Consider the following 23,163-nt stretch of genomic DNA (forward strand, 5'->3'; position numbering starts at 1 on the left):
TCCGTCGGAAGCCTCCGGGCTTCCGGCGGGCATTTTTTTTGGGGCGGGGCAGACTCCCTCCTTCAATGCGTGCGTTGCCAAACTTTCTGACGGACCAATGCGCGGCGCAATAGCGGCGGATACCCGAGTCCGGCCACGGCGGACCACGTCTGACTGCGAGCGACAGGGCAGCGCGTGGCCATAATATAGTCTTGACTATTAGATAGCGATAGATACCCATTGTTGAAAATGGGAGGCCGACATGATGACGACAAGCAGGCTTGCATGGCTCGCAGCGACCGTGGCGATCGGCGTGGCGCCAACGGTGACGATGGCACAGGACAGCAGCGCTTCGCCGGCGACCGATTCAGGCAGCGACGCCGGACGGGTATCGGAGATCGTCGTCACCGCGCAGCGGCGCGAACAGTCGTTGCAGGAAGTGCCCATCAGCGTCACCGCCTTTAACACCGCCGGCCTGGAGGCGCTCAATGCCCAGTCGATCGGCGATCTCGACACCTTCACCCCCGGACTGACGATCAACGACACGTCGGTGACGCAGCCGAGCTATACGATCCGCGGCGTCGCGACCGACGATTTTGGCATCGGCACCGATCCGTCGGTCGGCATCTTCATCGATGGCATTTATTCGGGCAGGTCGGGCGCCTCGCTGATCTTTTTCAACGACATCGACCGCGTCGAAATCCTGAAAGGGCCGCAGGGCACCTTGTTCGGACGTAACACCTCGGCCGGCGCTATCTCGATCATCACCAAAAAGCCCGTCGATGAATTCGGGGGTTCGGCGACGCTGCAATATGGCAATTTCGACACCGTCCGCGCCGACGCCACCGTCAATATCCCACTGACCGACACGCTCTATTTTCGCGCCAACGGAGTCGTCAATCATCGCAACGGCTATTTGAAGGACGCGGTGACCGGCGAGGACCGCGAGCGCGAGAACAATGTGTCGGCGCGTGCGGCGCTGCGCTGGGCGCCGAATGCCGACACCGACTTCATCCTGACCTACGATCATGATGATACCGACAAGGACGGCCCGGCGTCGGTCGGAATCAGCAATTTCGCGCTGAGCCGCAGTCCCTTCGGCCCGTTCACCAACGACGTCATCGACGACAGGGAAACGCGGATACTGAACGCGGTATCGTTGACCGCGACGCATAATGCCGGGCCGCTGACCGTCACCAGCATCAGTTCGTTCAAGAAGTTCGAGACGCACAATCGCGAGGACGAGGATGGCACCGGCGACCCGACGCGCTATCTCGACACGGAGAATATCGAGAAGAACAAGAGCTTCTATCAGGAACTGCGGCTCGGATACGACGACGGCCCGCTGAACGCGATCGCGGGGGTCAGCTATTTTCACGAGCGTGGGCGTCAGACGAGCGCGGTGACGCTGCTCAGCGATTCGGCGGACCGGCTGCTTGGGGAACTCGCAGGCTTCCCGATCTTCACCATCCTCGACAGCGTCGGGCTTCCCGTATTCGGCGAGCAGATGCGCGAGGACATGAACAACCGCGTCGCGAACAACAGCTTCGCCGCCTTTGCCGACGCGACGTTCGAAGTGACCCCGCGCCTGAAGCTGACTGCGGGCATTCGCTACACCCGCGATAAAAAGGACTTCACCTGGCTCAACGGCGGATTCGACGGCCATGGCCTCGAGACGACGACCGCTCCGGGCGCGCTGTACAACGCGATCCTTGGCGTCCCTGCCTTTCCCGACGATGCCCAGATCAGCGTTGCCGATTTCTATCGCGCGACGGTTGGCCCCAACGGGTTGATTTTCGATGAGGGCGCGCTCGAAGGCGTGCCTTTCACCCGACGCGCGAAATTCAGCGACGTCAGCCCGCGCTTTGTCGTCCAATATGACGCGACCGACAATGTCCATCTCTATGCGTCGGCCTCGCGCGGGTACAAGGCAGGCGGATTCAATTCGGTCCAGATCAACTCCTTCTTCTCGCCCGAAAATGTCTGGAATTTTGAAGGCGGCTTCAAATCGGAGTTGTTCGATCGCCGCGTGCGCTTCAACGCCTCGGCCTATTATTTCAAATACCGCAATCGCCAGTCGATCAGCCTCGAACCCAGCACCAATCCCGCCTGTCAGATATCACCGCCACCGGCAGGCACCGTGTGCCTGCCGCAATATCTCACCCGCTCGGGGGATTCGCGCGCCTATGGCATCGATCTCGATGCCCAGTTCGTCGTGTCGGACGATTTCTCGATCTCGGCGACGGCAGGCTATATCGACAGTAAATGGTCGTCGCGGGTCGAACAGGGCATCGACATTTCGGGGCAGCCGACGGGCGAACCGAGCTTCCGCGGCATATTGGGCGCCCATTATCTGCACGACACGGGCAGCGGCGCGCTGTTCGCCGATGTCAGCTACAGCTACACCACGCATCAGCGGATCAACGACGCGGTGCGCTTCACAGATGCCGCGATCGCCCCCTTCGTCGATTTTTCGCAGCTTGGCCGGCTCCGTTCGGCGCGCAATATCGTGAACGCCAAGATCGGTTATCGCTTTGGCGAAGACCATCGCTTCTCGATCGCGGCCTATGCGGAAAACCTGCTCAACAAGAAATATCTGCGGACGCTCAACACGATTTCGGCCGATGTGTTCCAGACGCCGTATGTGCGCCGCGACCGACCCGCTTTCTATGGGGTCGAGCTTGGCTTCAAATTCTGACGATCAACGGGCGGGACAGAATAGATGAGCTGGTCAAACTGGTCGGGCAGCGTCAGTGCGACGGGGGCAGTGCTGCGTCCGCGCACCGAGGTCGAACTCGGTGCCGGGGTTCGCGATGCCCGCGCGGTGCGCGCGACGGGTGCGGGGCACAGCTTCATGCCGCTGTGCGCATCCGACGGGCTGATCGTCTGCCTCGAGGATATGGCGGGGGTGATGACGATCGCGCCCGACCGCAAGACCGCGCGCATTCCGGCGGGATGGAGCATCAAGCGGCTGACGGCCGCACTCGCCGACGAAGGCCTCGCGCTCGCCAATCAGGGCGACGTGAACCCGCAGAGCCTTGCCGGTGCGATGGCGACGGGAACGCACGGGACCGGTCTCGATCTCGGCAATCTCGCAACCTTCGCGCGTGGTTTTCGGCTGATCGGCGCCGACGGCGAGGCCCGATGGTGCGACGCGCAGACCAATCGCGAACTGTTCGAGGCGCAGCGCCTGTCGCTGGGACTGTTCGGGATCGCGACCGAAATCGAATGCGATATCGTTCCGGCCTATTATCTTGCCGAGCGGGTCCGGAAGATGCGCTGGGATGAAGCGCGCGAACGCTTCGATACGCTGACCGGTGAACATCGCCACGTCGAATTCTGGTTCTTTCCCCACGCCGATCACGTCATCCTGAAGACCCTGTCGCTGATCGACCCCTGCGAGGCGCCACCGAGCACGAGCGACATCGACGAGGCGCCCTTTCGCCGCGTGCTGGGGATCGGCGCGAAGCTGCCTTTTCTGATTCCCAGCCTGCAGCGGATGATGATGAAGACGGGCTTCGAGGGTGGCCGGCGCGGTCCCGCGCATGCGATTTTTCCGTCCGATCGGACGATCCGCTTCGAAGAGATGGAATATGAGATGCCGCACGCGGTCGGCCTCGAAGCCTTGTCCGCGGTCGTCGACTGGATCCGCAAGAAACGCCTGCCGGTGTCCTTCCCGTTCGAATATCGCACCGTCGCCGGCGACGATATCTGGATGAGCCCGATGAACCGGGGACCCGTCGCCGCAATCTCGATGCACCAATATGCGCTGATGCCTTGGCAAAGCCTGTTCGCCGATGCCGAGGCGATTTTCCGCGACCATGGCGGGCGACCGCACTGGGCAAAGCGCCACACGCTGTCGCGCGCCGATGTCGATACGCTCTATCCGATGGCCGAACGCTATCGCGAAGTGCGCCGCGCCGTCGATCCCGACGGCAAATTCCTCAATGCCCATATGGCGGAGCTGTTCAGCTGATGGACGATATCGAACTTCATGGCGCCCTGATCGGCCAACAGGGCTCGCGCGCCGCACTCAACACGCCGGTGCTGGTCCTCGATCTCGATATTCTCGACCGCAACATCGCCGCGATGGCGGCACTGGCGAAAGCCCATGGCGTGACGCTGCGCCCGCACGCCAAGACACACAAGAGCGTCGACATCGCCAGGCGCCAGCTCGCGGCGGGCGCGGTCGGACTGTGCTGCGCCAAAATCGGCGAGGCCGAGGTGCTCGCCGACAGCGAGATCACCGGACTGCTGATCACGTCGCCGGTCAGCGCCCCCGCCGCGATCGTGCGGCTGGCATCGCTCGCGAAAAGGAGCGCCGGCCTCATCGCGACCGTCGACAACCCCGCCGTCGTCGCACGGATCGCGCGGGCGCTGACCGACGCGGACGCATCTCTCGACGTGATGATCGACATCGATCCGGGCATTCGCCGCACCGGCGTCGCCTCGCCCGAAGCCGCGGTCGAACTGGCTGAGGCGATTGCCGCCGCCGGGAATCTCCGCCTGCGCGGGGTGCAATATTATTGCGGGATGCAGCAGCATGTCGAGGATTATGCCGAACGCCGCGCCGCGATCGTCGAGCGCACCGATTACCTCCAAAGCGTGATCGCCGCACTGACCGAGGCGGGCCACGCGCCCGAAATCGTCAGCGGATCGGGCACCGGTACGCACCGCATCGACCTCGATCTCGGGGTCTTCACGGAATTGCAGACCGGTTCCTATGCGCTGATGGACAAGCAATATCTCGACTGCGATCTGACCGGCGATGCGACAATCCCCTTCGCGCCGTCGCTCGGGGTCGATGCCCGCGTCGTCAGCGCCAATCACGACGCGCTGGTGACGATCGACGCCGGGTTCAAATCGCTGTCGACCGACGGTGGGGTTGCGGTGGTGACACGCGGCGCGCCGGCCGAGACGATGTTCGTTTTCATGGGCGACGAACATGCCGCGCTGATCGGCCCCGACATCGGGTCGCGCCTTCGGCCCGGCGACCCTGTGAGCCTGACGGTGCCGCACTGCGACCCGACGGTGAACCTCTATGATCATTATCATGTCGTGCAAGGCGACACGCTCGTCGCGATCTGGCCGGTAAGCGCACGCGGCCGCGCGCGTTGACCGCGCCGGCCGCCTTCACCGCCCGCCAGACCGCCGCGGTGATGGTCGTCGGCGTCATCGGGGTGCTGATCCCGGGACTACAGCCGCAATTGCTGGGCGCGCTGCTCGCCGAAGCCAAGCTATCGACGAATGCGCTCGGCCTGCTGGCGACGGCGGAATTGCTCGCGATGGGGATCGCCGCTGGAACCGCCGGATTACTGCTCTCGGTCGGTCGGCTGCGCCTGATTGCCGCGGCTGCCCTGATGGCGACAGCCGCCCTCGACCTTGGCACGCCTTTTGTGTCGGGCGGTGGATTGTTCGCTGCTCGCATCGCCGCAGGCCTTGCCGAAGGGGTGCTGATTTGGATCGCCATCGGCCTGATCGTCCGCGCGCGCCGACCCGAGCGCTGGTCGGGCATCTATCTGGCACTGCAGACGGTCGCGCAACTCGCGCTCGCGACGGCGATGGGTCTGGCGGTCATCCCGCGGTTCGGATCGGCCGGGGGCTTCACCCTGCTTGCGCTGGTAACGGCGCTCGGCCTTGCCGCGCTGCCATTGCTTCCGCGCGCCTATGCCGATCTCGATCATGGCGATGCGGCGGGATCCGCCCTGCCCGCGCGCGGCATCATCGCGCTCGCCGGGGTGACGCTCTATCTCGCGTTCATCGTCTCGGTGTGGGTCTATATCGAGCCGCTCGGGCTGCAACGTGGCATCGATGCCGCCACCGTCCGGCTGGTCGCGCCGCTGTCGCTGGCGATGCAGGTGGCGGGCGCCGCTGTGGCGGCGATGCTGGCCGGGCGCCTGCCCGCGCGCGCGGTCGTCAGCGCCATTGCGATGGCCAACCTCGTCCTGCTGGCAGTCATGGCCGCCCCGCCGTCGGCTTCCGCCTTTGTGATCGCCACCGCGCTGTTCGGCTTTCTCTGGCTGTTCGCGATGCCGTTTCAGGTCCCGATCCTGATCGCGGCCGACCCCAGCCGCCGCGCCGCGATGCTGATCGGCGGTGCACAATTGATCGGGTCGAGCCTCGGGCCGTTCATCGCGGCGTTTCTCGTCAGCGACCGCGACGTCGGGCCCGTGCTCTGGTTCGGTGCGGCCTGCGCCGCGGCAGGTACCATCGCATTGGTCGGTGCGCGGGTGGGCCGATCGGCGGCCGCCCCGCGGCCGGCGTGATGGCGGATCGCGGGATATGACTTTTTCGCGATTTTCCTTGCCGACATGGACTGTTAGAGAGGTCGAGACATGCTTTCACGTCGTCATTTGATCGCCGCCGGCATTGTATCGGCTGGACTGGGATCGAGTGCGACCGCGCGCAAACTGGCTCAGCTGGACAATGTGTTGGCGCCCTTCCCCGCGAATTTCGCCTTCGGCGCCGCGACCTCGGCCTATCAGATCGAAGGGGCGGTCGATGAGGATGGCCGCGGCGCATCGTCATGGGATCGTTTCTGCGCCGAACCAGGACGCGTGAAAGGTGGCGCCAGCGGTGCGGTCGCCGACGACCATTATCATCGTTTCGGCGACGATGTGGCGTTGATGAAAGCGCTCGGGCTGACCCACTACCGCTTTTCGATCGCCTGGCCGCGGATCGTACCGACGGGGTCGGGCGCCTCCAATCCCAAAGGGCTCGATTTCTACGACCGGCTGATCGATGCCTTGCTCGCCGCGGGAATCAAGCCCGTCGCGACCTTGTTCCATTGGGACACCCCGGCGGCGCTCGAGGATGCGGGGGGCTGGATGGTCCGCGATACCGCGCTCCGCTTTGCCGATTATGCCGCGCTGGTTGGAGAACGATACGCCGACCGCGTCGCGATGTGGATGCCGCTCAACGAACCGCTATCGCTCACGTCGATGGGATATATGCTGGGCCTCCACGCCCCCGGCAAGCAGCTGGGCATGGCCGCGTTGGCGGCGGCGCACCATCAGCTACTGGCCCATGGCCTGGGCGTCGGCGCGCTGCGCGCTGCCGGGGCGAGCGCGATCGGAATCGCCAACGTCCACGCTCCCACATGGCCTGCCAGCGCGGCATCCGCAGACGTGGACGCGGCGAAAATATACGACGATCTGGTCAACTGGACCTTCGCCGACCCCCTGTTGGCCGGCACCTATCCGGCAGGCGTGGCGGAGTTGATGCCGGTGCAAGCGGACGATCTGAAGATCATCGCGGCGCCGCTCGACTGGTACGGCGTAAATTATTACAATCCGACCCGCGTCGGCGCTCCCGACGGACGCGCCGCGATTATCGATGGTGCAGCCATAGCGGCGCAACCGCTCTTTTCGATTCAGGACATCGCAGGCTATCCCCAAACCGACTTCGGATGGCCGGTCATTCCCGCCGGGCTGGAAGAAATTCTCACGCAATTGCAGGCCCGCTACGGCGCGAAATTGCCGCCGATCTACATCACCGAGAACGGCTGTTCGTACAGCGACGGGCCGGGCGCCGACGGCCGTGTTCGCGATGCCCGGCGCATAGAATATGTTCGCTCTCATCTTGGCGCGTTACAGGCCGCGATGGGGCGGGGAATCGATGTGCGCGGCTATTTCGCATGGTCGCTGATGGACAATTTCGAATGGGCGGCAGGTTACGATCAGCGCTTTGGATTGATCCATGTCGACTATGAAACATTGCAGCGCACACCCAAGGATTCCTTCCATTGGTATCGCGCACTGATCCAAAAGAATCGTGCGGCGCGGTGAGTATCAGTCGGCCGCAAACGACGCCGCGGGCGGCACCAAAGCCATTCGATGACGCGTCATTCGCGACATCGAAGATGACGCGCAGTCGCTGCGCCGATATGGTAGCCATCAGGTCATCAAACGCGTGGGGTACCGGATTCGACCCGCCCATGATCATGGAAAGGTCGATGTGAACGCCCGCGCCAAAATCAAGCCCCGCTCGCCGCCCAAGCAGGAGCGCGCGCAGGCGACTTACGACTTGCTGCTCGACGTCGCCGGCGAACTTTTGGGCGAAGTCGGCATCGAACGCATCTCGACCAACATGATCTGCGCGCGCGCCGGTTTGACGCCGCCAGCGCTCTATCGTTATTTCAAGGATAAATATGCCGTGCTTGAGGCGCTGGGGCAGCGCCTGATGACCAAGCAGAACGACGTACTGGAAGCGTGGATCGCGCGCCATGTCGATCAGGGCGTCGATGCGCTGCGCGACAATATCGAAGAGCTGATGCGCGAAACGGCGGCGGTGACGCGCCCCGAACCCGGCGCCGTGTGGATTCTGCGCGCGCTCCACGCAACGCCCCAACTTGCGCATATCCGCCTCGAATCGCACCGCTATGTCACCGACCGGCTGGTCGAAGCCTATGCCCGCAATCTGCCCGACGCCGACCGCGACGAGCTGTGGCAGGAACTGCGCCTGACGGTCGAACTGGGCTTCGCCGCCGACGAGATGCTCTATGAAGAAACGCGCGTGTCGCCCGACGCCATATTCCGCCTCACCGCACGCATGCTGCGTGGCAACCAATCTTGAAGGAGCTTTTGATCGGTGATGGACTCAAGACCAAAGTGTTGAGCGTAGCCAACTGAAGATCGATATCAAAACCGTGGCTTGAAAGCCCGATAGCGTGAAGCAGCTCGAGATAGATCGGCGCAAACCCGCAATCCGCTTTGAGCGCGTCACGAAGACGGCCGCGCAGTTCAGCACGACCGCATTGAGTCAGCCGCTGATCGGCCCCGTCCCGACCGGGGTCGGCCCGCCCGCGTTCGTCTGACGATAGGCGCAACCGCCGCCGCATAGTCGCACTCACCCCCCAACCATGCTACACGTCCCCCGGGCGCATCATCAGGGGAGAAAACCGATGCGGGGTTCCGGGCCGTTGTGGGGGCTGCTCAATCAGGCCCGCCGTGCCAATCTGGCCGAACGGGGCGCGCCGCCGCCGATCGCCGCTGCGCAGGGGATCACCCGCCGCCGGATGCTCGCGGCGCTGGGCGCCGCCTCGGCGCTTCCCTTCGTCGGCTGGCCCGCCCCGTCGCGCGCCGCGTCCGGCCTGCGTGTCGCCATCATCGGCGGCGGCCTCGCGGGACTGACCGCGCTCGATGCGCTGAATGCCGCGGGGGTCGAGGCGCATCTCTACGAAGCGCGCGGCCGGCTCGGCGGGCGCGTGCTCACCGCAAACAATGCGCCCGAACCGGGGCTGAACATCGAGGATGGCGGCAACCTCATCAACACCGACCATGACGACATGCTCGCGCTGGCGAAACGCTTCGGCATCGCGCTGATCGACCGCCAGCCGATGGTCGCGCACACCCGTTATGTCGCCGACGGACGCCTGCTCGGCGACGCCGAACTGATCGAGGACCTGCGCCCGATCGCCGCGCATATCGGTCGGGATGCGGAGATCCTCGACGCCGATTACCAGGTTGCCGCGCTCGGGCTCGACTCGATTTCGGTCGCCACCTATCTCGACGCGAATGCCGGGTTGATGAAGCCGCACGTCCGCGCGCTGATCGAGGCGACGATCCGCACCGAATTCGGCGCCGAACCCGATCAGGCCTCGGCGTTGGAACTGCTGTTCAACCTGCCCGTGGTCGACGGCGAACAGGCCGAACTGATCTCGCTCAGCGACGAGCGCTTCATCCTGACCGGCGGCTCGTCGAGCGTCGTCAGGGCCTTGTCCGAACCGTTGATGTCGCGCATCTCGACCGGCCATGCGCTGAGGTCGATCGCTCCGGGCAAGGACGGGCTCGACCTGCGCTTCGCCAATGGAAAGCGCGACCGCGTCGACCGCGTGATCGTCACCGTGCCCGCGCCGCTGATGCGCACGATCGATTATGGCGGGCTGTTGTCCAAAGAATGGGCGGACCTCGTCGGCGAGATCGATTGCGGCCGCAATGAAAAGATCAACGCCGGCTATGCATCGCGCGTCTGGGAGCCGGCGACCGGCCCCGCGGGGTCCGCCTGGGCGGTCGACACCAAGGGGCCGGGCGTCTTCTCCGAATTTTGGGACGCCAGTTCGGGCCAGCCGGGCGAAGCCGGGGTGCTCACCTGGTTCTTCGGCGGCGATCAGGTCGATGCGCTGATGGGCGCCAGACCCGAAACCACTCTGCGCCTCGCCGAAGCGGCGATCGCGCCGGCCGTTCCGGGCCTCAAGGCTCGCACAATGCGCCGCACGGCATGGGGCAAGGACCCGTTCGCGCGCGGCGCTTATTCGACCTTCAAGCCCGGCCAGCTGACCCGCTTCGCCCCGCATTTCTGGGTCGAAGAGAATGGCGCCGCGACGCGGCAGGCGGTCGCCGGGCCGATCGTCTTTGCCGGCGAGCATCTGTCGGACGCCTTTCCCGGCTATATGAACGGCGGCGCGCAGACCGGGCGGCTGGCGGCGGCGGCGATATTGGCCGGTCTTGGCTGACGAAAATCTGGCGAAAAACTGACGCTCTTTCAATTCACCGCGCCCAAGACCGCCATCGCCCCAAAGCTATTCATCAACTTTTTTGTCGATTCCGACCTTGAACCTTCACAAACGACGTGCATTATGGTGCAATGCACAATCAGAATCCCTTCTCCCCGCGATCGATCGAGCCATGAACGACACCCGCCTGAAACTGATGGAAGCCATCGCGCGCCGGCGCCGCGTTACCGCGCACTATAACGGCAACCAGATGATCCTAGCCCCGCACCAGATGTTCGAACGCCGCGGCGACCTCTTCGTCAGCGCGCTCAACCTCAGCAAGAACTGGCGCTCGCCCGACGACTGGAAGCTCGGCCATTTCAAGCTCGACGGCCTCGCCGTGACCGAATTGCAGGACGAGGAGTTCGAGCCTTTGCCGTCGTTCGAGGCCGCAGCGCCGCACGCCGACGACACCCTGCTCCTCGCCGTCTGAGCGAAAAAGGGCGGGCATCGCGGCCCGCCCCTTCCCCTTATTTCTCGGCGACCAGCGGCTCGTCGCTCGTCTTGACCAGCGACCAGATCACCCCGCCCGCGATCAGCGCGACGGTGACGCCCAAGCTGACCAAAGGCGGGAATTTGTCGCCGCCGAGGATGAAATCGGCGACGAAGATCTTCGACCCGATGAACACCAGCACCAGCGCCAGCGCATATTTCAGGTAATGGAAGCGGTGGACCATCGCCGACAGCGCGAAATAGAGCGCGCGCAGGCCGAGGATCGCCATGATGTTCGAGGTATAGACGATGAAGGTGTCGGTCGTGATCGCGAAGATCGCCGGCACGCTGTCGACCGCGAACACCAGGTCGGCGAGGTTGATCACCACCAGCGCGAGGAACAGCGGCGTCGCCGCCGTCACCAGATTGCCAGTCTTGCTATCGGGCTGCTTGACGAAGAATTTCTCGCCGTGCAGCTCGTCCGTCAGCGGAATGTGCCGCGACAGCCACTTCACCACCGGATTGCCCTTGACGTCCATCGGCGTGTCGTCGGCGAACAGCATCTTCACCCCGGTGAAGATCAGGAACGCGGCGAAGATATAGAGCACCCAGCCATATTCGGTGACCAGCGCCGCGCCGCCCGCGATCATGATGCCGCGCAGCACGATCACCGCGACAATGCCCCAGAGCAAAGCGCGATACTGAAAGCGCGGCGGGATCGCGAAAGTCGCGAAGATCAGCGAGATCACGAAGATATTGTCGATCGACAACGCCTTCTCGATGAAGAAGCCGGTATAATATTGCAGCCCCGCCTCGCCGCCCTTCGCGGCCCAGATCCACGCCCCGAATGCGAGCGCGATGCTGATGTAAAAGGCCGAGAGCTTCAGGCTCTCGCCGATCCCCATTTCCTTGTTCTCCTTGTTCAGGAAGCCAAGGTCGAAGGCGGTGAGCAGCACGACCAGCCCGATAAAGGCCAGCCAGAACCAGGCCGGGGTGCCCAGCCAGTCCGCGGTTAGAAATTCCATGATATTGTCCCTGGTACAGGTCGAACGCGCCGCCCGCCCCTCAGGGAGGGGAAAGCCGCGCGCCGGTCATTCTTGTTGTTGGATCAGCGCGCCAGCGCGGGCTGCATCTGCGCGGCGAGCCGGCGCTTGACCGCGAGCTTCGCCGCTTTCAGCCGCAGCAGGCGGAACGCATCGGCGCCGCGGCGTCGCCCTTCGCTGCGCACGGCATCGTCGAGCCGGCGGTACAGCGCGGTCAGTTTATAAAATCGCGAATATGACGTCATACAGGCCTCCTGATTGAGCGAACTCAAAAGACAGGTGACGCCGACGCCCGAACCCTTGTCAGGGGGGAGATGGGCCGCAAGCATCGGTGTCACCCGATGCGGTCCGACATCACGTGGCGGGAAATATCCCGCCGACGCCAGAGGGGCCCGGCCCGCATGACTCCCATCTAGAGACGCGGGGGCTGGCTTTCAAGGGGCCACCGCGTCATGCTGGCGCGAGCCGGCCTCGTCCCGGCGCCGGGGGAGTCTTTTCATGTCCGTCCTTGTCACCCTCGATGGCCCCGTTTTCATCGTCACCATCGACCGCCCGGCAAAGCGCAACGCCGTCGATCCCGCGACCGCCGCCGCGCTGCGCGACGCGTTCGCCGACTTCTCCCACGACGACACGGCAAGCGTCGCGATCCTCACCGGCAGCGGCGGCCATTTCTGCGCGGGCTTCGACCTCACGGCGGTCGGCCAGGCCCGCTACGCCCCCGACGGCCCCGGCCCGATGGGTCCGACAAGGATGCTGCTCGAAAAGCCGGTGATCGCCGCAGTCGAGGGCCATGCCGTCGCCGGCGGGCTCGAACTCGCTTTGTGGTGCGACCTGCGCGTCGCGGCCGAGAGCGCGGTGTTCGGCGTCTATTGCCGCCGCTGGGGTGTGCCGCTGATCGACGGCGGCACCGTCCGCCTGCCGCGCATCGTCGGTCAGGGCCGCGCGCTCGACATGATCCTGACCGGCCGCCCGGTCGATGCACAGGAAGCCCATCGCATCGGCCTCGCCGACCGCCTCGTCCCCGACGGCACCGCGCTCGACGCGGCGATCGCGCTGGCGAAGCAGATCGCCGCCTTCCCGCAGCTCTGCATGACCAGCGACCGGATGAGCGCCTATCGCCAATGGGACTATGACCTGGCGGACGCCCTCGCCCACGAAGCCCATGCCGGCGTCGCGCCCTTGCGCGAAGGGGCGACAGCGGGCGCGAAGCGCTTTACCGAAGGGGCCGGACGGGGTGGATCATTCGTCAGCTAGCTGCCCGCAACTATGAGCCAGATACAGAAAGAACGTCAGCCGATGCCGCGACAAAGCCTTTTGATAGTGACCTTTGCCTTGCTGCTTGCCGCGCCTTGGCCCGTTATGGCCGCAGTACAGCAATCTTATAAAGTGCTGGACAGCATGAAGCTTACGTCATGGCCGATGGTCAATAAATATGACGATGAACAGGCTTCCGATATCGACGACTACGATTTGCTCGTCGATGGCAATCTTCGTCACAACGAGGATCAAATCTCCGTTGCGAATTTTTTGGCGGCCATCCAAAAATCGGGCGACGATCGCATCCGGATATCAACCGAAAACAATGTGCGATTTTCCGATTTTCTAAAGGTTTATAAGGCGGCCCACGCGCGGCTCGGTCACAAGCTCGGTCTTGGTGGCAATGTGCGGTTCGCTCGCTTCGACATAACCGAGAATCCACTGATCGCCGGCGACGACATTTATGACATAGCCGTACTCGGGAGTCCGGATATGTTTGTCTATATCGATTCCCAAAGCGTAATGGGTCGGCCCCAATGCGACGTTCATTTCGGTACAAACCGTGTCGATTCCGTTCAGCTTTTGCATTTCACACGATCGTATCGCGAGATTAAGGAAGAAGAGGGACAGCCGATCAAATCGCTGGACATCTTTGTCACGCCTCAGGCTCATTATGAATGTTTTGGCGGAGCAATCTTCACGCTGAATGTAGCGGGTTACCTGGATTTCGACATCAGGATGGTCGAAAAACAGAAGTAGCGACGCAGCTTCGAAATCGAGGGGGAATGACGATGAAAACCTGGATCGCCGCCGCACTGCTTGTCCTGCCCTCAATGCTGACCAGCGCCGCGCTCGCGCAGCCGCCCGAACTCCCCGCCGCCATCTACACCGACCCGCCCGCCGACAAGGCCCATCCCGCCGCGATGGAGGTAGTCCATATCCCGAGCGGCGGCGTGGAAATCAACGGCGTCGTCTATATCGCCGCCGGCGCCGGCCCGCACCCGACGGTCATCCTCTGCCACGGCCTGCCCGGCAACGAAAAGAGCCTCGACCTCGCACAGGCGATGCGCCGCGCCGGCTGGACCGTGATCGCCTTCAACTATCGCGGCTCGTGGGGCAGCCCCGGCGAGTATCGCTTCGCGCAGAACCTCGAGGATGCCGACGCCGTCCTCGCCTTCGCGCGCGACCCCGCCAACGCCGCCAAGCTGCGCATCGACCCCAGACGCCTCGTCATCATGGGCCACAGCATGGGCGGCTGGGTCACCGCGCTCACCGCCGCGAAGGACAAAAATCTGCTCGGCGCCGCGATGATCTCCGCCGCCGACCTCGGCGCCTTCGCCAAGGCCCCGCGCGACCAGCTCGCCGCGGGCATGAAGGCCAACGGCCAGGAAGCCCTCGCCGGCACCTCGCCCGAAATCATGGCCGACGAGTTGATCGCCAAGGGCGACGCCTTCGACTGGCTCAAGGCCGCTCCCGCGCTGACCGCCACCAACCTGTTCATCCTCTCCTCCGACGACGGGTTGGCGCCGGGCACTGATGCACTAGCCAAGGCGATCCAGGATGGCGGCGGGACGAAGGTGAAGACGCTCCACGTCGCGACCGACCATAGCTGGTCGGACGCGCGGATCCGGTTGCAGGCGGAGGTTCTGCGGTGGCTCGAAACCCTGAAAGCCGGGGAATAAGCCACCGCGACCCGCCGCTGCAACCGACGCGGGTGCGCAATCAATCCATGCGATTGAAATGCGTCGTTTCCAGCTTCTCGCGGCTGTTGCCCGACCAGACGATCGTTTCTGTCATCGATTCCCGATCCTTGGCAACGGTGTAGACCCGCGTCGACACCCGCGCGCCGGCCTTGCCCAACGTCATCACCAACGTGTCCGGCGCCGGCTGGCGCAGCGCCACGCTGTCGATGAAATCCATATTGCCTGTGATCGGCACCGCGACGCCGTCGAGCGCTGCGGTCGATTCCGAATAGCGGCGCGATCCGTCAGGCGCGACGATTTCGACGCGCGTTTTCCATTTGCCGTCCGGCGCGGCATCGAAAGCGATGGTCACCCGCTGCGGTCGCTCGTTCGCGGGCATCTGCGAGGTGTCGAGCGACCAGCTCCCCGCGAGCGGCAGCGGCTGCGATGCGGCGCTGGCAACGGCGGTCGGCGCGGCGGCCTGTTCCGCCGACGGCGCGGCGGCGAGCATCAGGCCGGCGGCGGCCAGAGGTATCGTGATGAGCATGACGATCATTCCTTTCGAACCGCGCGCCCCTATGGCCGCGGTGTGCTCCCGGTCCTTCCCGACCGAGCGCGCGTTCGAAAGATCGATATTTTTGTCACAATTTTCTGGGGTATCCAGAAGGCGCGCCAACTCGCGGCTGCTGCCGACCCCCGTCTTGCGGCGGGCGCTCCGCAAGCGCTCGTTGATCGCGGTTTCCGAATTCTCCAGACGCGCGGCGATCGTCTTCACCGTATGCCCGGCGGCGAGCAGGCGCAGGATCTCCAGTTCCCGGTCGGTCAGGCATGCGGACAAGCCGGGGATCGGGTCGGTGGCAGACATAGGCTCTTGCTCACCATAGCGCCGCGAACAGGTCCATCCCAATTTATTTGGAAAGCGGTCAGTGTTGGAAAGACCCGCCCGGACTTGAGCGCTCTCGGCTATTTCTTCCCCATCAACTTCATCGCCATCCCCGTCAGCGCCTCGGTCGCGGTCTCGATCACCGTATCCGCCTCGGGCGCCCAGAAGGGCGAGTGCAGGCTCGGCAGGCTCTTCCCCGCCTTTTGCGCCGCGTCATATTCGGCGCGCGGGACGCCGCCGACCCAGATGATCAGGCTTTTCACATCCTTGTTCGCGTCGCGCGAATAGCGGCTGAAATCCTCGCCGCCCATCACCGGCGGCATCTTGGTCACCCGCGCCTCGCTGAACTGCGTCTTCAAAAACGCCGCCATATCCTCGGTGAAATCGACGGTGTTGAAGGTCGCGGGGGTATATTCGTCCTTCTGCACGCTGACCACGGGCATCTTGTCGTCGGGCATGCCCGCCGCGATCGCCTCGCCCTTCGCGATGCGCGCGATGCCGTCGAGCAGATGATTGCGCACCTCGTCCGAGTAGCTGCGCACCGTCAGCTGCAGCTTCGCCTCGTCCGAAATGATATTATGCTTGGCGCCCGCATGGAAGCTGCCGACGGTCACCACCGCGCTGTCGAGCGGGCTGATCTCGCGCGACACCAGGGTCTGCAGCGCGCCGACGATGCGACTCGCCAGCACGATCGGGTCCTTGGTCGTCTGCGGATAGGCGCCGTGCCCGCCAACCCCCTTCACGAGGATATCGACGCTGTCGACATTGGCGAGCGCATAGCCCGGCGTATAGCCGATCTGCCCGGCGGGAAACTGCGCCGCATCGTGGAACGCGAGCGCATATTGCGGCTTGGGAAAGCGCGTATAGAGCCCGTCCTCGAGCATCATCCGCGCGCCCGCGCCGCGTTCCTCCGCGGGTTGGCCGATCATCACCAAAGTGCCCGACCATTTGTCCTTGTTCGCCGCCATGCGCCGCGCGACGCCGACCCACGCGGTCATATGCGTGTCGTGGCCGCACGCGTGCATCACGCCGGTCTCGACGCCTTCCTTGGTCGTCACCCGCACCTTCGACGCGCCGGGCAGCCCGGTCTGTTCGATCACCGGCAGCCCGTCCATGTCGGCGCGCAGCATCACCACCGGGCCGGGGCCGTTCTCCATCACCGCGACGATGCCGGTGCCGCCGACCTTTTCGGTGACCTTGAAGCCCAGCTTGCGCGCCTCGGCTGCCATGATGCCCGCCGAGCGCACCTCCATGAAGCTGAGTTCGGGGTTGGCGTGCAGGTCGGCATAGATCGCCATCAGCGACGGCATGTCCTTCTTGATCTCGGCCTGAATCGCCGGGTCGCCCGCCTGCGCCGCCGCCGAAACCGCACCCACGGCCGAAAGCGCGAGGGCTGCCACGCCCGCCAGCAAAATCCGCATCTTATTCCCCTGTTTCAAGCCATGATGGCCTTGGTTATCCGTTCGTGTCGAACGGGGATTATAGGCTCGTTTTGATAATGGGTGTCAGCTTTCCGGCACCAGTTCGATCACGTCGACCAGCGATTCATACGCCGGCGCGGGCAGCACCAGCCGCCAACGATTGTCGCCGATCCGCTCGACCAGCCCCGCCATGTCGCGCATCCGGTCGCTGCCGTAATTGACCGCCATCTTCTCGTCGCCGAGTTCGAGCGTGCCGAGGAAGACCTGCCGCGTCAGATTGTCGGGAAAGATCAGCCCGACCGGCCGCTGCGACCCCGTCAGCTTGATCAGGCTCGAAATCCCCTGTTCGGCCGCCACGCGGCAACGGAACCAGCCATAGGCGATATAGCCGAGCGTCCCGCCACTCTTGGCGCCGACCTTGATCGTGCGGCATTTGTAATCGCCCGCGGGCAGGTGCGGATTGGGCAGCGCCGCGGTCGGGTGCAGCAGGATGCCCTCGCGGTCGATCTGCGCCCCGAACCCCTTGGCGCGCGCATCTGCCAGCGCGGCTTCCCAGCTCGAATACCAGTTCCGGACGCGCCCCTTGTCCTGCTCGGTCGCGGTCGAACGCCAGCCGCCCTCGGTCGCGGGCGGCGGCACGTCGGCGACCGACGGCGGAATTTTCGGCACCGTGTTGCACGCGGCGAGCGTCGACGCCGCCAGAATGCCCCCGATTATCGATGTACGACCCCACATTGCTCCGTCTCTCCTGTCCGGTTCGGCGTTAACCTTAGGGGGCGAAGGGAGAATGCTCAAGGCGGATGCAAATTCCTTCTCCCCTTGAGGGAGAAGGATACGAAGGCTTGTGAGCGAAGCGAACTAGCCGCAGTTGGAAGAGGGGTCGCGAGCCTTTGGCTCGCGCGGTCGCTTGCGACCGCAACCCCTCACCCAGCTTCGACTAGGCAGCAAGCTACCAAGTCTTCGCAACCCTCTCCCTCAAGGGGAGAGGGTTAGCGATTACGCCGCCGTCCACCCGCCATCGACGCTCAAATTCGCCCCCGTGATATTCGCCGCCTCGTCGCGTGTCAGGAACGCAGCCAGCGCCGCGACCTGTTCGATCGTCACGAACTGCTTGGTCGGCTGACCCGCGAGCAACACGTCATTGATCACCTGCTCGCGCGTCATCTTGCGCGCCTTCATCGTGTCGGGGATCTGGTTCTCGACCAGCGGCGTCCACACATAGCCGGGGCTGATGCAGTTCGCGGTGATCCCCGCATCGGCGACTTCCAGCGCGACCGTCTTGGTTAGCCCCGCCAGCCCGTGCTTCGCGGTGACATAGGCCGATTTGAACGGCGAGGCGACGAGCGAGTGCGCCGAGGCGGTGCCGATAATCCGCCCCCAGCCCTTCTTGCGCATCCCGGGCACCGCGTGGCGGATCGTGTGGAACGACGCGGTCAGGTTCAGCGCGATGATCATGTCCCACTTCTCGACCGGGAAATCCTCGATCGGCGACACGAACTGCATCCCGGCATTGTTGACCAGGATGTCGACCCCGCCGAAATCCTTGTCGGCGCGCTGGAACATGTCTTCGATCGCGTCGGGCTTGGTCAGGTCGGCGCCGTCATAGGCCGCCTTGCCGCCGTTCAGCACTTCCAGCGCCGCGCGCTCGGCCTCGATCGCCGCCGCCTCGCCGAACCCGTTGATGATGATGTCCGCGCCCGCCGCCGCGAATGTCTTGGCGATGCCGAGCCCGATGCCCGACGTCGAGCCGGTGACGAGGGCGGTTTTGCCTTTCAGGTGCATGATGAATTCCTTTGTTGGGGGGAGATTTTACCCTGTATTTTCCGTGGTCCGTTTCGGAACCAGACCGTCCGATTGCACCGCGAAGCTCTCCGACCGCCCCTCGGCGATACTTTCCGCGAGCAGATGCCCGTCCTTCATCGCCGCCTCGACCGCCTCCCTGCCCTGCGCCCAATTGGCCTCCACGGCGGTCCGCGAGAATTCGAAATCGCGCGCACCCGTCTGCCATTTCAAGGGGTTATGGATCAGCTGCACGACATTGAGCGCCTTGCAATCGACCATCTTGCGCACCGCCCGAACCTCGGGCAACTCGCTCACGCCCTGCGGCAACTTCGCCAACATCCGGTCGATCAACCGATGCTCCTTCCGCCGCCGAACCAGTCCGTCCGAAATCCGCCGCGTCCGGCTCGAAAACCGGATATCCTTCTCGCGCGACCAGGCTTCTTCCAGATCGTGCGGCCGCTCGCCGCGCGCCGGGAACAGGTCGACCTGGAACACCAGCATATCCTCATGCGCCGCCTCGACGACATGTTCGAGCGGGGTGTTCGACACGAGACCCCCGTCCCAATACCATGTCCCGTCGATCTCGATCGGGGGCAAACCCGGCGGCAGCGCGCCCGATGCGAGGATATGCCGCGCGTCGATCCGCTCGCTCTTGGTATCGAAGTATCGGAAATTCCCGGTCTCGACCGCGACCGCCCCCACCGACAACCGGACATTGCCGTCGTTGAGACGGTCCCAGTCGACCAGCCGGTCGAGCGTCGCGACCAGCGGCGCCGTGTCGTAGAAGCTGACGGCGCCGGGCGTCTGCCGCTCGGCCAGCGCCGGCGGCGGCCAGCGCGGGGTGAAGAATCCCGGTACCCCGAACGCCATCACCTGCCCCGCCGCCGCAAGGTGGTTCCACTCGCGCGCCATGTCGTTGTCGGGGATCGGCAGCGACGGCAGCGCCGACGACACGCCGTCCCAGAACTCGCGAAGCTTGCCCACCGCCTCGTCACGCTTGTTGCCCGCGATGATCGCGGCATTGACCGCGCCGATCGAAATCCCCGCCACCCAGTCGAGTTCGATCCCCAACTCGATCAGCGCCTCATAAACCCCCGCCTGATAGGCGCCGAGCGCGCCGCCACCCTGCAGCACCAGCACGACGAGGTCGGGCAAAGGCAAGGCGGCTTTGGCAGCGCGGCGCGGCATGGACTCGGGGGCATCCTTCGGTCGGGGGCGCTGATTGGTGCACCGCAACACGGCGCATTGCAAGGCGGACGATGCGAAGCCCCTTCCAATTGCGGCGGGCTACTGCCACAAACGGACAGGACCTGACTTTTGCGCTGGAGACCCCGAAATGCGCCTCGACGATTATGATCCCGGCGACGATATCCGCGACCTCGGCCGCGGCGGCGGCGGATTTGGCGGCGGCGGGGGCGGCGGCGGCATGGGCGGGCTGCTCATCGGACTGCTCCCGATGCTGCTCGGGCGCAAGATGGGCTGCGGCACGATCCTCCTGCTCGGCGCGCTCGCCTTCATGTTTTTCGGTGGCGGCATGAATATGTTGTCGGGCGGCGGCGGCACCGTCGATCCGCAGGCCGACAGCCGCGGCGGGACCAACGTCGCCTGCGACACGGCGGCAGAAAAATTCGCGTGCAATGTCTTCGGCTCGACGCATCAGGTGTGGGGCAATCTTATCAGCAATTACCAGCGCCCGACGCTCAATTTCTTCACCGACCAGAACCGGTCGGGCTGCGGCGCGGCGCAGGCGGCGATGGGCCCCTTCTATTGCCCCGCCGATCAGGGCGTCTATCTCGACACCGCCTTCTTCAACGAACTCGCGCAGCGTTTCGGCGCCGCGGGCGACGCCGCGCAGGCCTATGTCGTCGCGCACGAAGTCGGTCACCATATCCAGACGATCACCGGTATTTCGGACAAGGTCCGTCAGGCACAGCAACGCGCCTCACAGGCCGAGGGCAATGCCTATCAGGTGCGCATGGAATTGCAGGCCGATTGTTATGCCGGGGTCTGGGCGAACCGCGCGCGCAACAGCGCCGGCCAACCCGTGATGGAACCCGGCGACCTGGAAGAGGCGATGACCGCCGCCAATGCGATCGGCGACGACACGCTGATGCGCTCGGCGGGCCAGCGCCCGGTCCCCGAAAGCTTCACCCACGGCACGAGCGAACAGCGCATGAGCTGGCTGCGCCGCGGCCTGCAGACCGGGGACCCCCGCCAGTGCGACACCTTCAGCGCCGCCATCTGATCGCCGCCGCAGCGGCGACCCTTCTGGCGACATCGGCCCCGGCCGCAGCGGAAACGCTGTATGTCACGGCGGGGCGGCTGATCGACGGCGTCACCGACGAGGTGCGCACCGGCCACTGCATCACGGTCGAGGGCGAGCGGATCAAGGAGGTTGCACCGTGCGGCAAGGCGCCCGACGGCGCCAGGGTGATCGACTGGTCGGCCTACACCGTGCTGCCGGGCCTGATCGACCTCCACACCCACCTCGCCGACCTTGGCCAGAGCGCCGACCTCGCCGCGCCGATGAAGGCGTCGCCCGCCGAAACCGCGCTCGTCGGCGCGCGCAACGCCCGCGTGACCCTCGACGCCGGGTTCACCAGCGTCCGCGACGTCGGCACCTATCGCGGCCTCACCGACGTGACGCTGCGCAATGCGATCGAGCGTGGCGACGTGCCGGGTCCGCGCATGTGGGTCGCCGGCGCCTATCTCACCATCCCCGGCGGCGGCGGCGAACTCAACGGCGTCGTCCCGAACGATCAGTTGCCCGCCGACATGCGCCTCGGCGTCGCGGCGACGCCCGAGGAAGCGGCCGCTAAAACGACCTACCTGCTCGACCATGGCGCCGATTTCATCAAGACGATCGCGACCGGCGCGGTGCTCGCGATCGGCACCGAACCCGGCGCCCCCGAACTGACGCCCGAGCAGCTCCGTGCGATCGTGAAGGTCGCCCACGCCCGCGGCAAACGCGTCACCGCGCACGCCCATGGCGCGATCGGCATCCGCAATGCGATCGAAGCGGGGGTCGACAGCATCGAACATGCCAGCCTCGCCGACGAAGCGACGCTCCGCCTCGCCAAGCAGCACGGCACCTGGCTCGCGATGGACATCTACAACGGCGATTACATCGACGACATCGGGACCAAGGAGGGCTGGCCCGCCGAATATCTGCGCAAGAACCGCGAGACCACCGATGCCCAGCGCGCGGCGTTCAAGCGCGCGGTCGAGTTGCAGGTCAATATCGGCTTCGCGACCGACGCCGGAGTCTATCCGCACGGCCTCAACGCCCGCCAGTTCGCCTATATGGTGCGCTATGGCATGACGCCGATGCAGGCGATCCAGTCCGCCACCGGGCGCGCCGCCGAGGAAATGGGCCGTACCGACATCGGCGTCCTCGTGCCGGGGCGCTATGCCGACATGGTCGTGGTCAAGGCCGACCCGCTGACCGACATCGGCGCGCTCGAAAAGATCGATCATGTGATGAAGGGCGGAGTGCTGATCCGATGATCCGCGCGCTGGTCGTCGCCGCGCTGCTCACCACCTCGACGCCCGCGGCGGCGCAATATGGCGACGATGAATGGGTCTGCACGGCCAGCGCCAAGGGCAGCCGCGGCGCGCATGTCGATATCACCGCGCAGGTCGACAGCGACGGCGAGATATGGTCGCGCTCGGTCAGCTGGGCGCCGCCGATGCTCGACGCCAGCACGCCCCAATATCAGGATTTGGGTCACCCCGGTCTCGTCATCCAATATGACGATGCGGACGCCGAGGCGATCGGCGAATTGACCAGCGCGATCGGCGATGTGTCGAGCGTCGGCGGCCCCGGCGGCGCGCTCCGGCGGCTGACCATGTGGGTGCTGTTGGACGGCGGCGACAGCTGGAGCGTCGAGCCCGAACCGTTCGGCGTCGCCTACAAGATCGGCGGAAACCCCTTTCGCTACGCCTCGGCGCAGCTCGACGACACCGACTGGGATGGCGATCCCTATGAACGCCTGGAAACCGGGTCCGCTGTCACGCTATCGCTACGCGACACCATGGGTCGCCCCGTTGCCCAGGCACGCTACGATCTCGGCGCGAAAGCCGAACGCGACCGTCTGTTCCGCTCGGCATGGCGCAAATCCGAGACGATGGCCAAAAGCCGCAAGCAGTGCGACAAGGCCGGCGAGGAAGAGACCGAAAGCGTCCCTTGAAC

Annotated in this window: 22 protein-coding genes; 15 read left to right on the forward strand and 7 right to left on the reverse strand. The window is 65.0% G+C overall.

Features of this window, described 5'->3' with window-relative positions; all coding sequences use genetic code 11:
- Window positions 1-241 precede the first annotated feature (241 nt).
- The 9 genes from EEB18_RS00245 (at window position 242) to EEB18_RS00285 (ending at window position 10,904) form a co-directional block, all read left to right on the forward strand.
- On the forward strand, window positions 242-2,677 hold the full coding sequence (locus EEB18_RS00245) for a TonB-dependent receptor (RefSeq protein ID WP_187139702.1): 2,436 nt from the start codon (window positions 242-244) through the stop codon (window positions 2,675-2,677).
- A gap of 24 nt (window positions 2,678-2,701) precedes the next feature.
- Complete coding sequence (locus EEB18_RS00250) at window positions 2,702-3,955, forward strand: D-arabinono-1,4-lactone oxidase (protein WP_187139701.1); 1,254 nt, start codon at window positions 2,702-2,704, stop codon at window positions 3,953-3,955.
- A complete protein-coding gene (locus EEB18_RS00255) occupies window positions 3,955-5,097 on the forward strand; it encodes a DSD1 family PLP-dependent enzyme (RefSeq protein WP_187139700.1) in 1,143 nt (380 codons plus the stop codon). Before EEB18_RS00250 ends, EEB18_RS00255 begins: the two co-directional genes overlap by 1 nt.
- Complete coding sequence (locus EEB18_RS00260; RefSeq protein ID WP_187139699.1) at window positions 5,094-6,245, forward strand: MFS transporter; 1,152 nt, start codon at window positions 5,094-5,096, stop codon at window positions 6,243-6,245. The genes EEB18_RS00255 and EEB18_RS00260 overlap by 4 nt, the downstream gene beginning before the upstream one ends.
- 69 nt (window positions 6,246-6,314) lie before the next feature.
- On the forward strand, window positions 6,315-7,766 hold the full coding sequence (locus EEB18_RS00265) for a GH1 family beta-glucosidase (protein WP_187139698.1): 1,452 nt from the start codon (window positions 6,315-6,317) through the stop codon (window positions 7,764-7,766).
- Window positions 7,767-7,935: 169 nt separating this feature from the next.
- Entirely contained in the window at window positions 7,936-8,553 is a 618-nt protein-coding gene (locus EEB18_RS00270) for a TetR/AcrR family transcriptional regulator (RefSeq protein WP_262408047.1), read from the forward strand.
- Between the two features lie 94 nt (window positions 8,554-8,647).
- Window positions 8,648-8,794, forward strand: coding sequence for a hypothetical protein (locus tag EEB18_RS00275; protein WP_187139697.1), 147 nt, complete (start codon window positions 8,648-8,650; stop codon window positions 8,792-8,794).
- Between the two features lie 87 nt (window positions 8,795-8,881).
- A complete protein-coding gene (locus EEB18_RS00280) occupies window positions 8,882-10,432 on the forward strand; it encodes a flavin monoamine oxidase family protein (protein ID WP_187139696.1) in 1,551 nt (516 codons plus the stop codon).
- Window positions 10,433-10,604: 172 nt separating this feature from the next.
- Window positions 10,605-10,904, forward strand: coding sequence for a WYL domain-containing protein (locus tag EEB18_RS00285; RefSeq protein ID WP_187139695.1), 300 nt, complete (start codon window positions 10,605-10,607; stop codon window positions 10,902-10,904).
- Between the two features lie 37 nt (window positions 10,905-10,941).
- Here EEB18_RS00285 and EEB18_RS00290 read toward each other — a convergent pair whose 3' ends face one another.
- Together EEB18_RS00290 and EEB18_RS00295 are read right to left on the reverse strand one after the other, a co-directional pair.
- Window positions 10,942-11,928, reverse strand: coding sequence for a TerC family protein (locus tag EEB18_RS00290; protein ID WP_187139694.1), 987 nt, complete (start codon window positions 11,926-11,928; stop codon window positions 10,942-10,944).
- Window positions 11,929-12,011: 83 nt separating this feature from the next.
- On the reverse strand, window positions 12,012-12,191 hold the full coding sequence (locus EEB18_RS00295; RefSeq protein ID WP_187139693.1) for a DUF465 domain-containing protein: 180 nt from the start codon (window positions 12,189-12,191) through the stop codon (window positions 12,012-12,014).
- A gap of 253 nt (window positions 12,192-12,444) precedes the next feature.
- On the opposite strand from EEB18_RS00295, the gene EEB18_RS00300 reads away from it, so the two are divergent.
- The 3 genes from EEB18_RS00300 to EEB18_RS00310 are packed head-to-tail and all read left to right on the forward strand — an operon-like array spanning window position 12,445 to window position 14,885.
- Window positions 12,445-13,200, forward strand: a complete 756-nt coding sequence (locus EEB18_RS00300) for a crotonase/enoyl-CoA hydratase family protein (RefSeq protein WP_187139692.1) — start codon at window positions 12,445-12,447, stop codon at window positions 13,198-13,200.
- Window positions 13,201-13,212: 12 nt separating this feature from the next.
- Window positions 13,213-13,962 (forward strand): hypothetical protein, encoded by a 750-nt coding sequence (locus EEB18_RS00305; RefSeq protein ID WP_187139691.1) that lies wholly within the window; start codon window positions 13,213-13,215, stop codon window positions 13,960-13,962.
- Window positions 13,963-13,988: 26 nt separating this feature from the next.
- Window positions 13,989-14,885, forward strand: a complete 897-nt coding sequence (locus tag EEB18_RS00310; protein ID WP_262408048.1) for an alpha/beta hydrolase family protein — start codon at window positions 13,989-13,991, stop codon at window positions 14,883-14,885.
- 40 nt (window positions 14,886-14,925) lie between these two features.
- Here the strand turns inward: EEB18_RS00310 and EEB18_RS00315 are convergent, their stop codons facing one another.
- The 5 genes from EEB18_RS00315 to EEB18_RS00335 all read right to left on the reverse strand — a co-directional run bounded on the left by EEB18_RS00315 (window position 14,926) and on the right by EEB18_RS00335 (window position 20,159).
- Window positions 14,926-15,750, reverse strand: a complete 825-nt coding sequence (locus EEB18_RS00315) for a response regulator transcription factor (RefSeq protein WP_187139690.1) — start codon at window positions 15,748-15,750, stop codon at window positions 14,926-14,928.
- A gap of 98 nt (window positions 15,751-15,848) precedes the next feature.
- The gene (locus EEB18_RS00320) at window positions 15,849-17,189 is read right to left on the reverse strand and encodes an amidohydrolase (protein ID WP_187139689.1); all 1,341 of its coding nucleotides are present in this window, start codon (window positions 17,187-17,189) and stop codon (window positions 15,849-15,851) included.
- A gap of 84 nt (window positions 17,190-17,273) precedes the next feature.
- Window positions 17,274-17,924, reverse strand: a complete 651-nt coding sequence (locus EEB18_RS00325; RefSeq protein ID WP_187139688.1) for a DUF4893 domain-containing protein — start codon at window positions 17,922-17,924, stop codon at window positions 17,274-17,276.
- A gap of 261 nt (window positions 17,925-18,185) precedes the next feature.
- Window positions 18,186-18,971, reverse strand: coding sequence for a 3-hydroxybutyrate dehydrogenase (locus EEB18_RS00330; protein WP_187139687.1), 786 nt, complete (start codon window positions 18,969-18,971; stop codon window positions 18,186-18,188).
- A 27-nt stretch (window positions 18,972-18,998) separates the two neighbouring features.
- Window positions 18,999-20,159: a patatin-like phospholipase family protein gene (locus EEB18_RS00335; protein WP_187139686.1), complete on the reverse strand. Its 1,161-nt coding sequence runs from the start codon at window positions 20,157-20,159 to the stop codon at window positions 18,999-19,001.
- A gap of 148 nt (window positions 20,160-20,307) precedes the next feature.
- Between EEB18_RS00335 and EEB18_RS00340 the strand changes: the two genes are divergently transcribed.
- From EEB18_RS00340 to EEB18_RS00350, 3 genes are read left to right on the forward strand one after another with little or no spacing between them, the layout of a single operon-like run.
- Window positions 20,308-21,216, forward strand: coding sequence for a neutral zinc metallopeptidase (locus tag EEB18_RS00340; protein WP_056350782.1), 909 nt, complete (start codon window positions 20,308-20,310; stop codon window positions 21,214-21,216).
- Window positions 21,189-22,478: a metal-dependent hydrolase family protein gene (locus EEB18_RS00345; protein ID WP_187142161.1), complete on the forward strand. Its 1,290-nt coding sequence runs from the start codon at window positions 21,189-21,191 to the stop codon at window positions 22,476-22,478. Before EEB18_RS00340 ends, EEB18_RS00345 begins: the two co-directional genes overlap by 28 nt.
- A complete protein-coding gene (locus EEB18_RS00350) occupies window positions 22,475-23,161 on the forward strand; it encodes a hypothetical protein (protein ID WP_187142162.1) in 687 nt (228 codons plus the stop codon). The genes EEB18_RS00345 and EEB18_RS00350 overlap by 4 nt, the downstream gene beginning before the upstream one ends.
- Window positions 23,162-23,163 lie beyond the last annotated feature (2 nt).

Source organism: Sphingopyxis sp. OPL5, from assembly GCF_003797775.2.
In the GTDB taxonomy this organism is placed as follows: domain Bacteria; phylum Pseudomonadota; class Alphaproteobacteria; order Sphingomonadales; family Sphingomonadaceae; genus Sphingopyxis.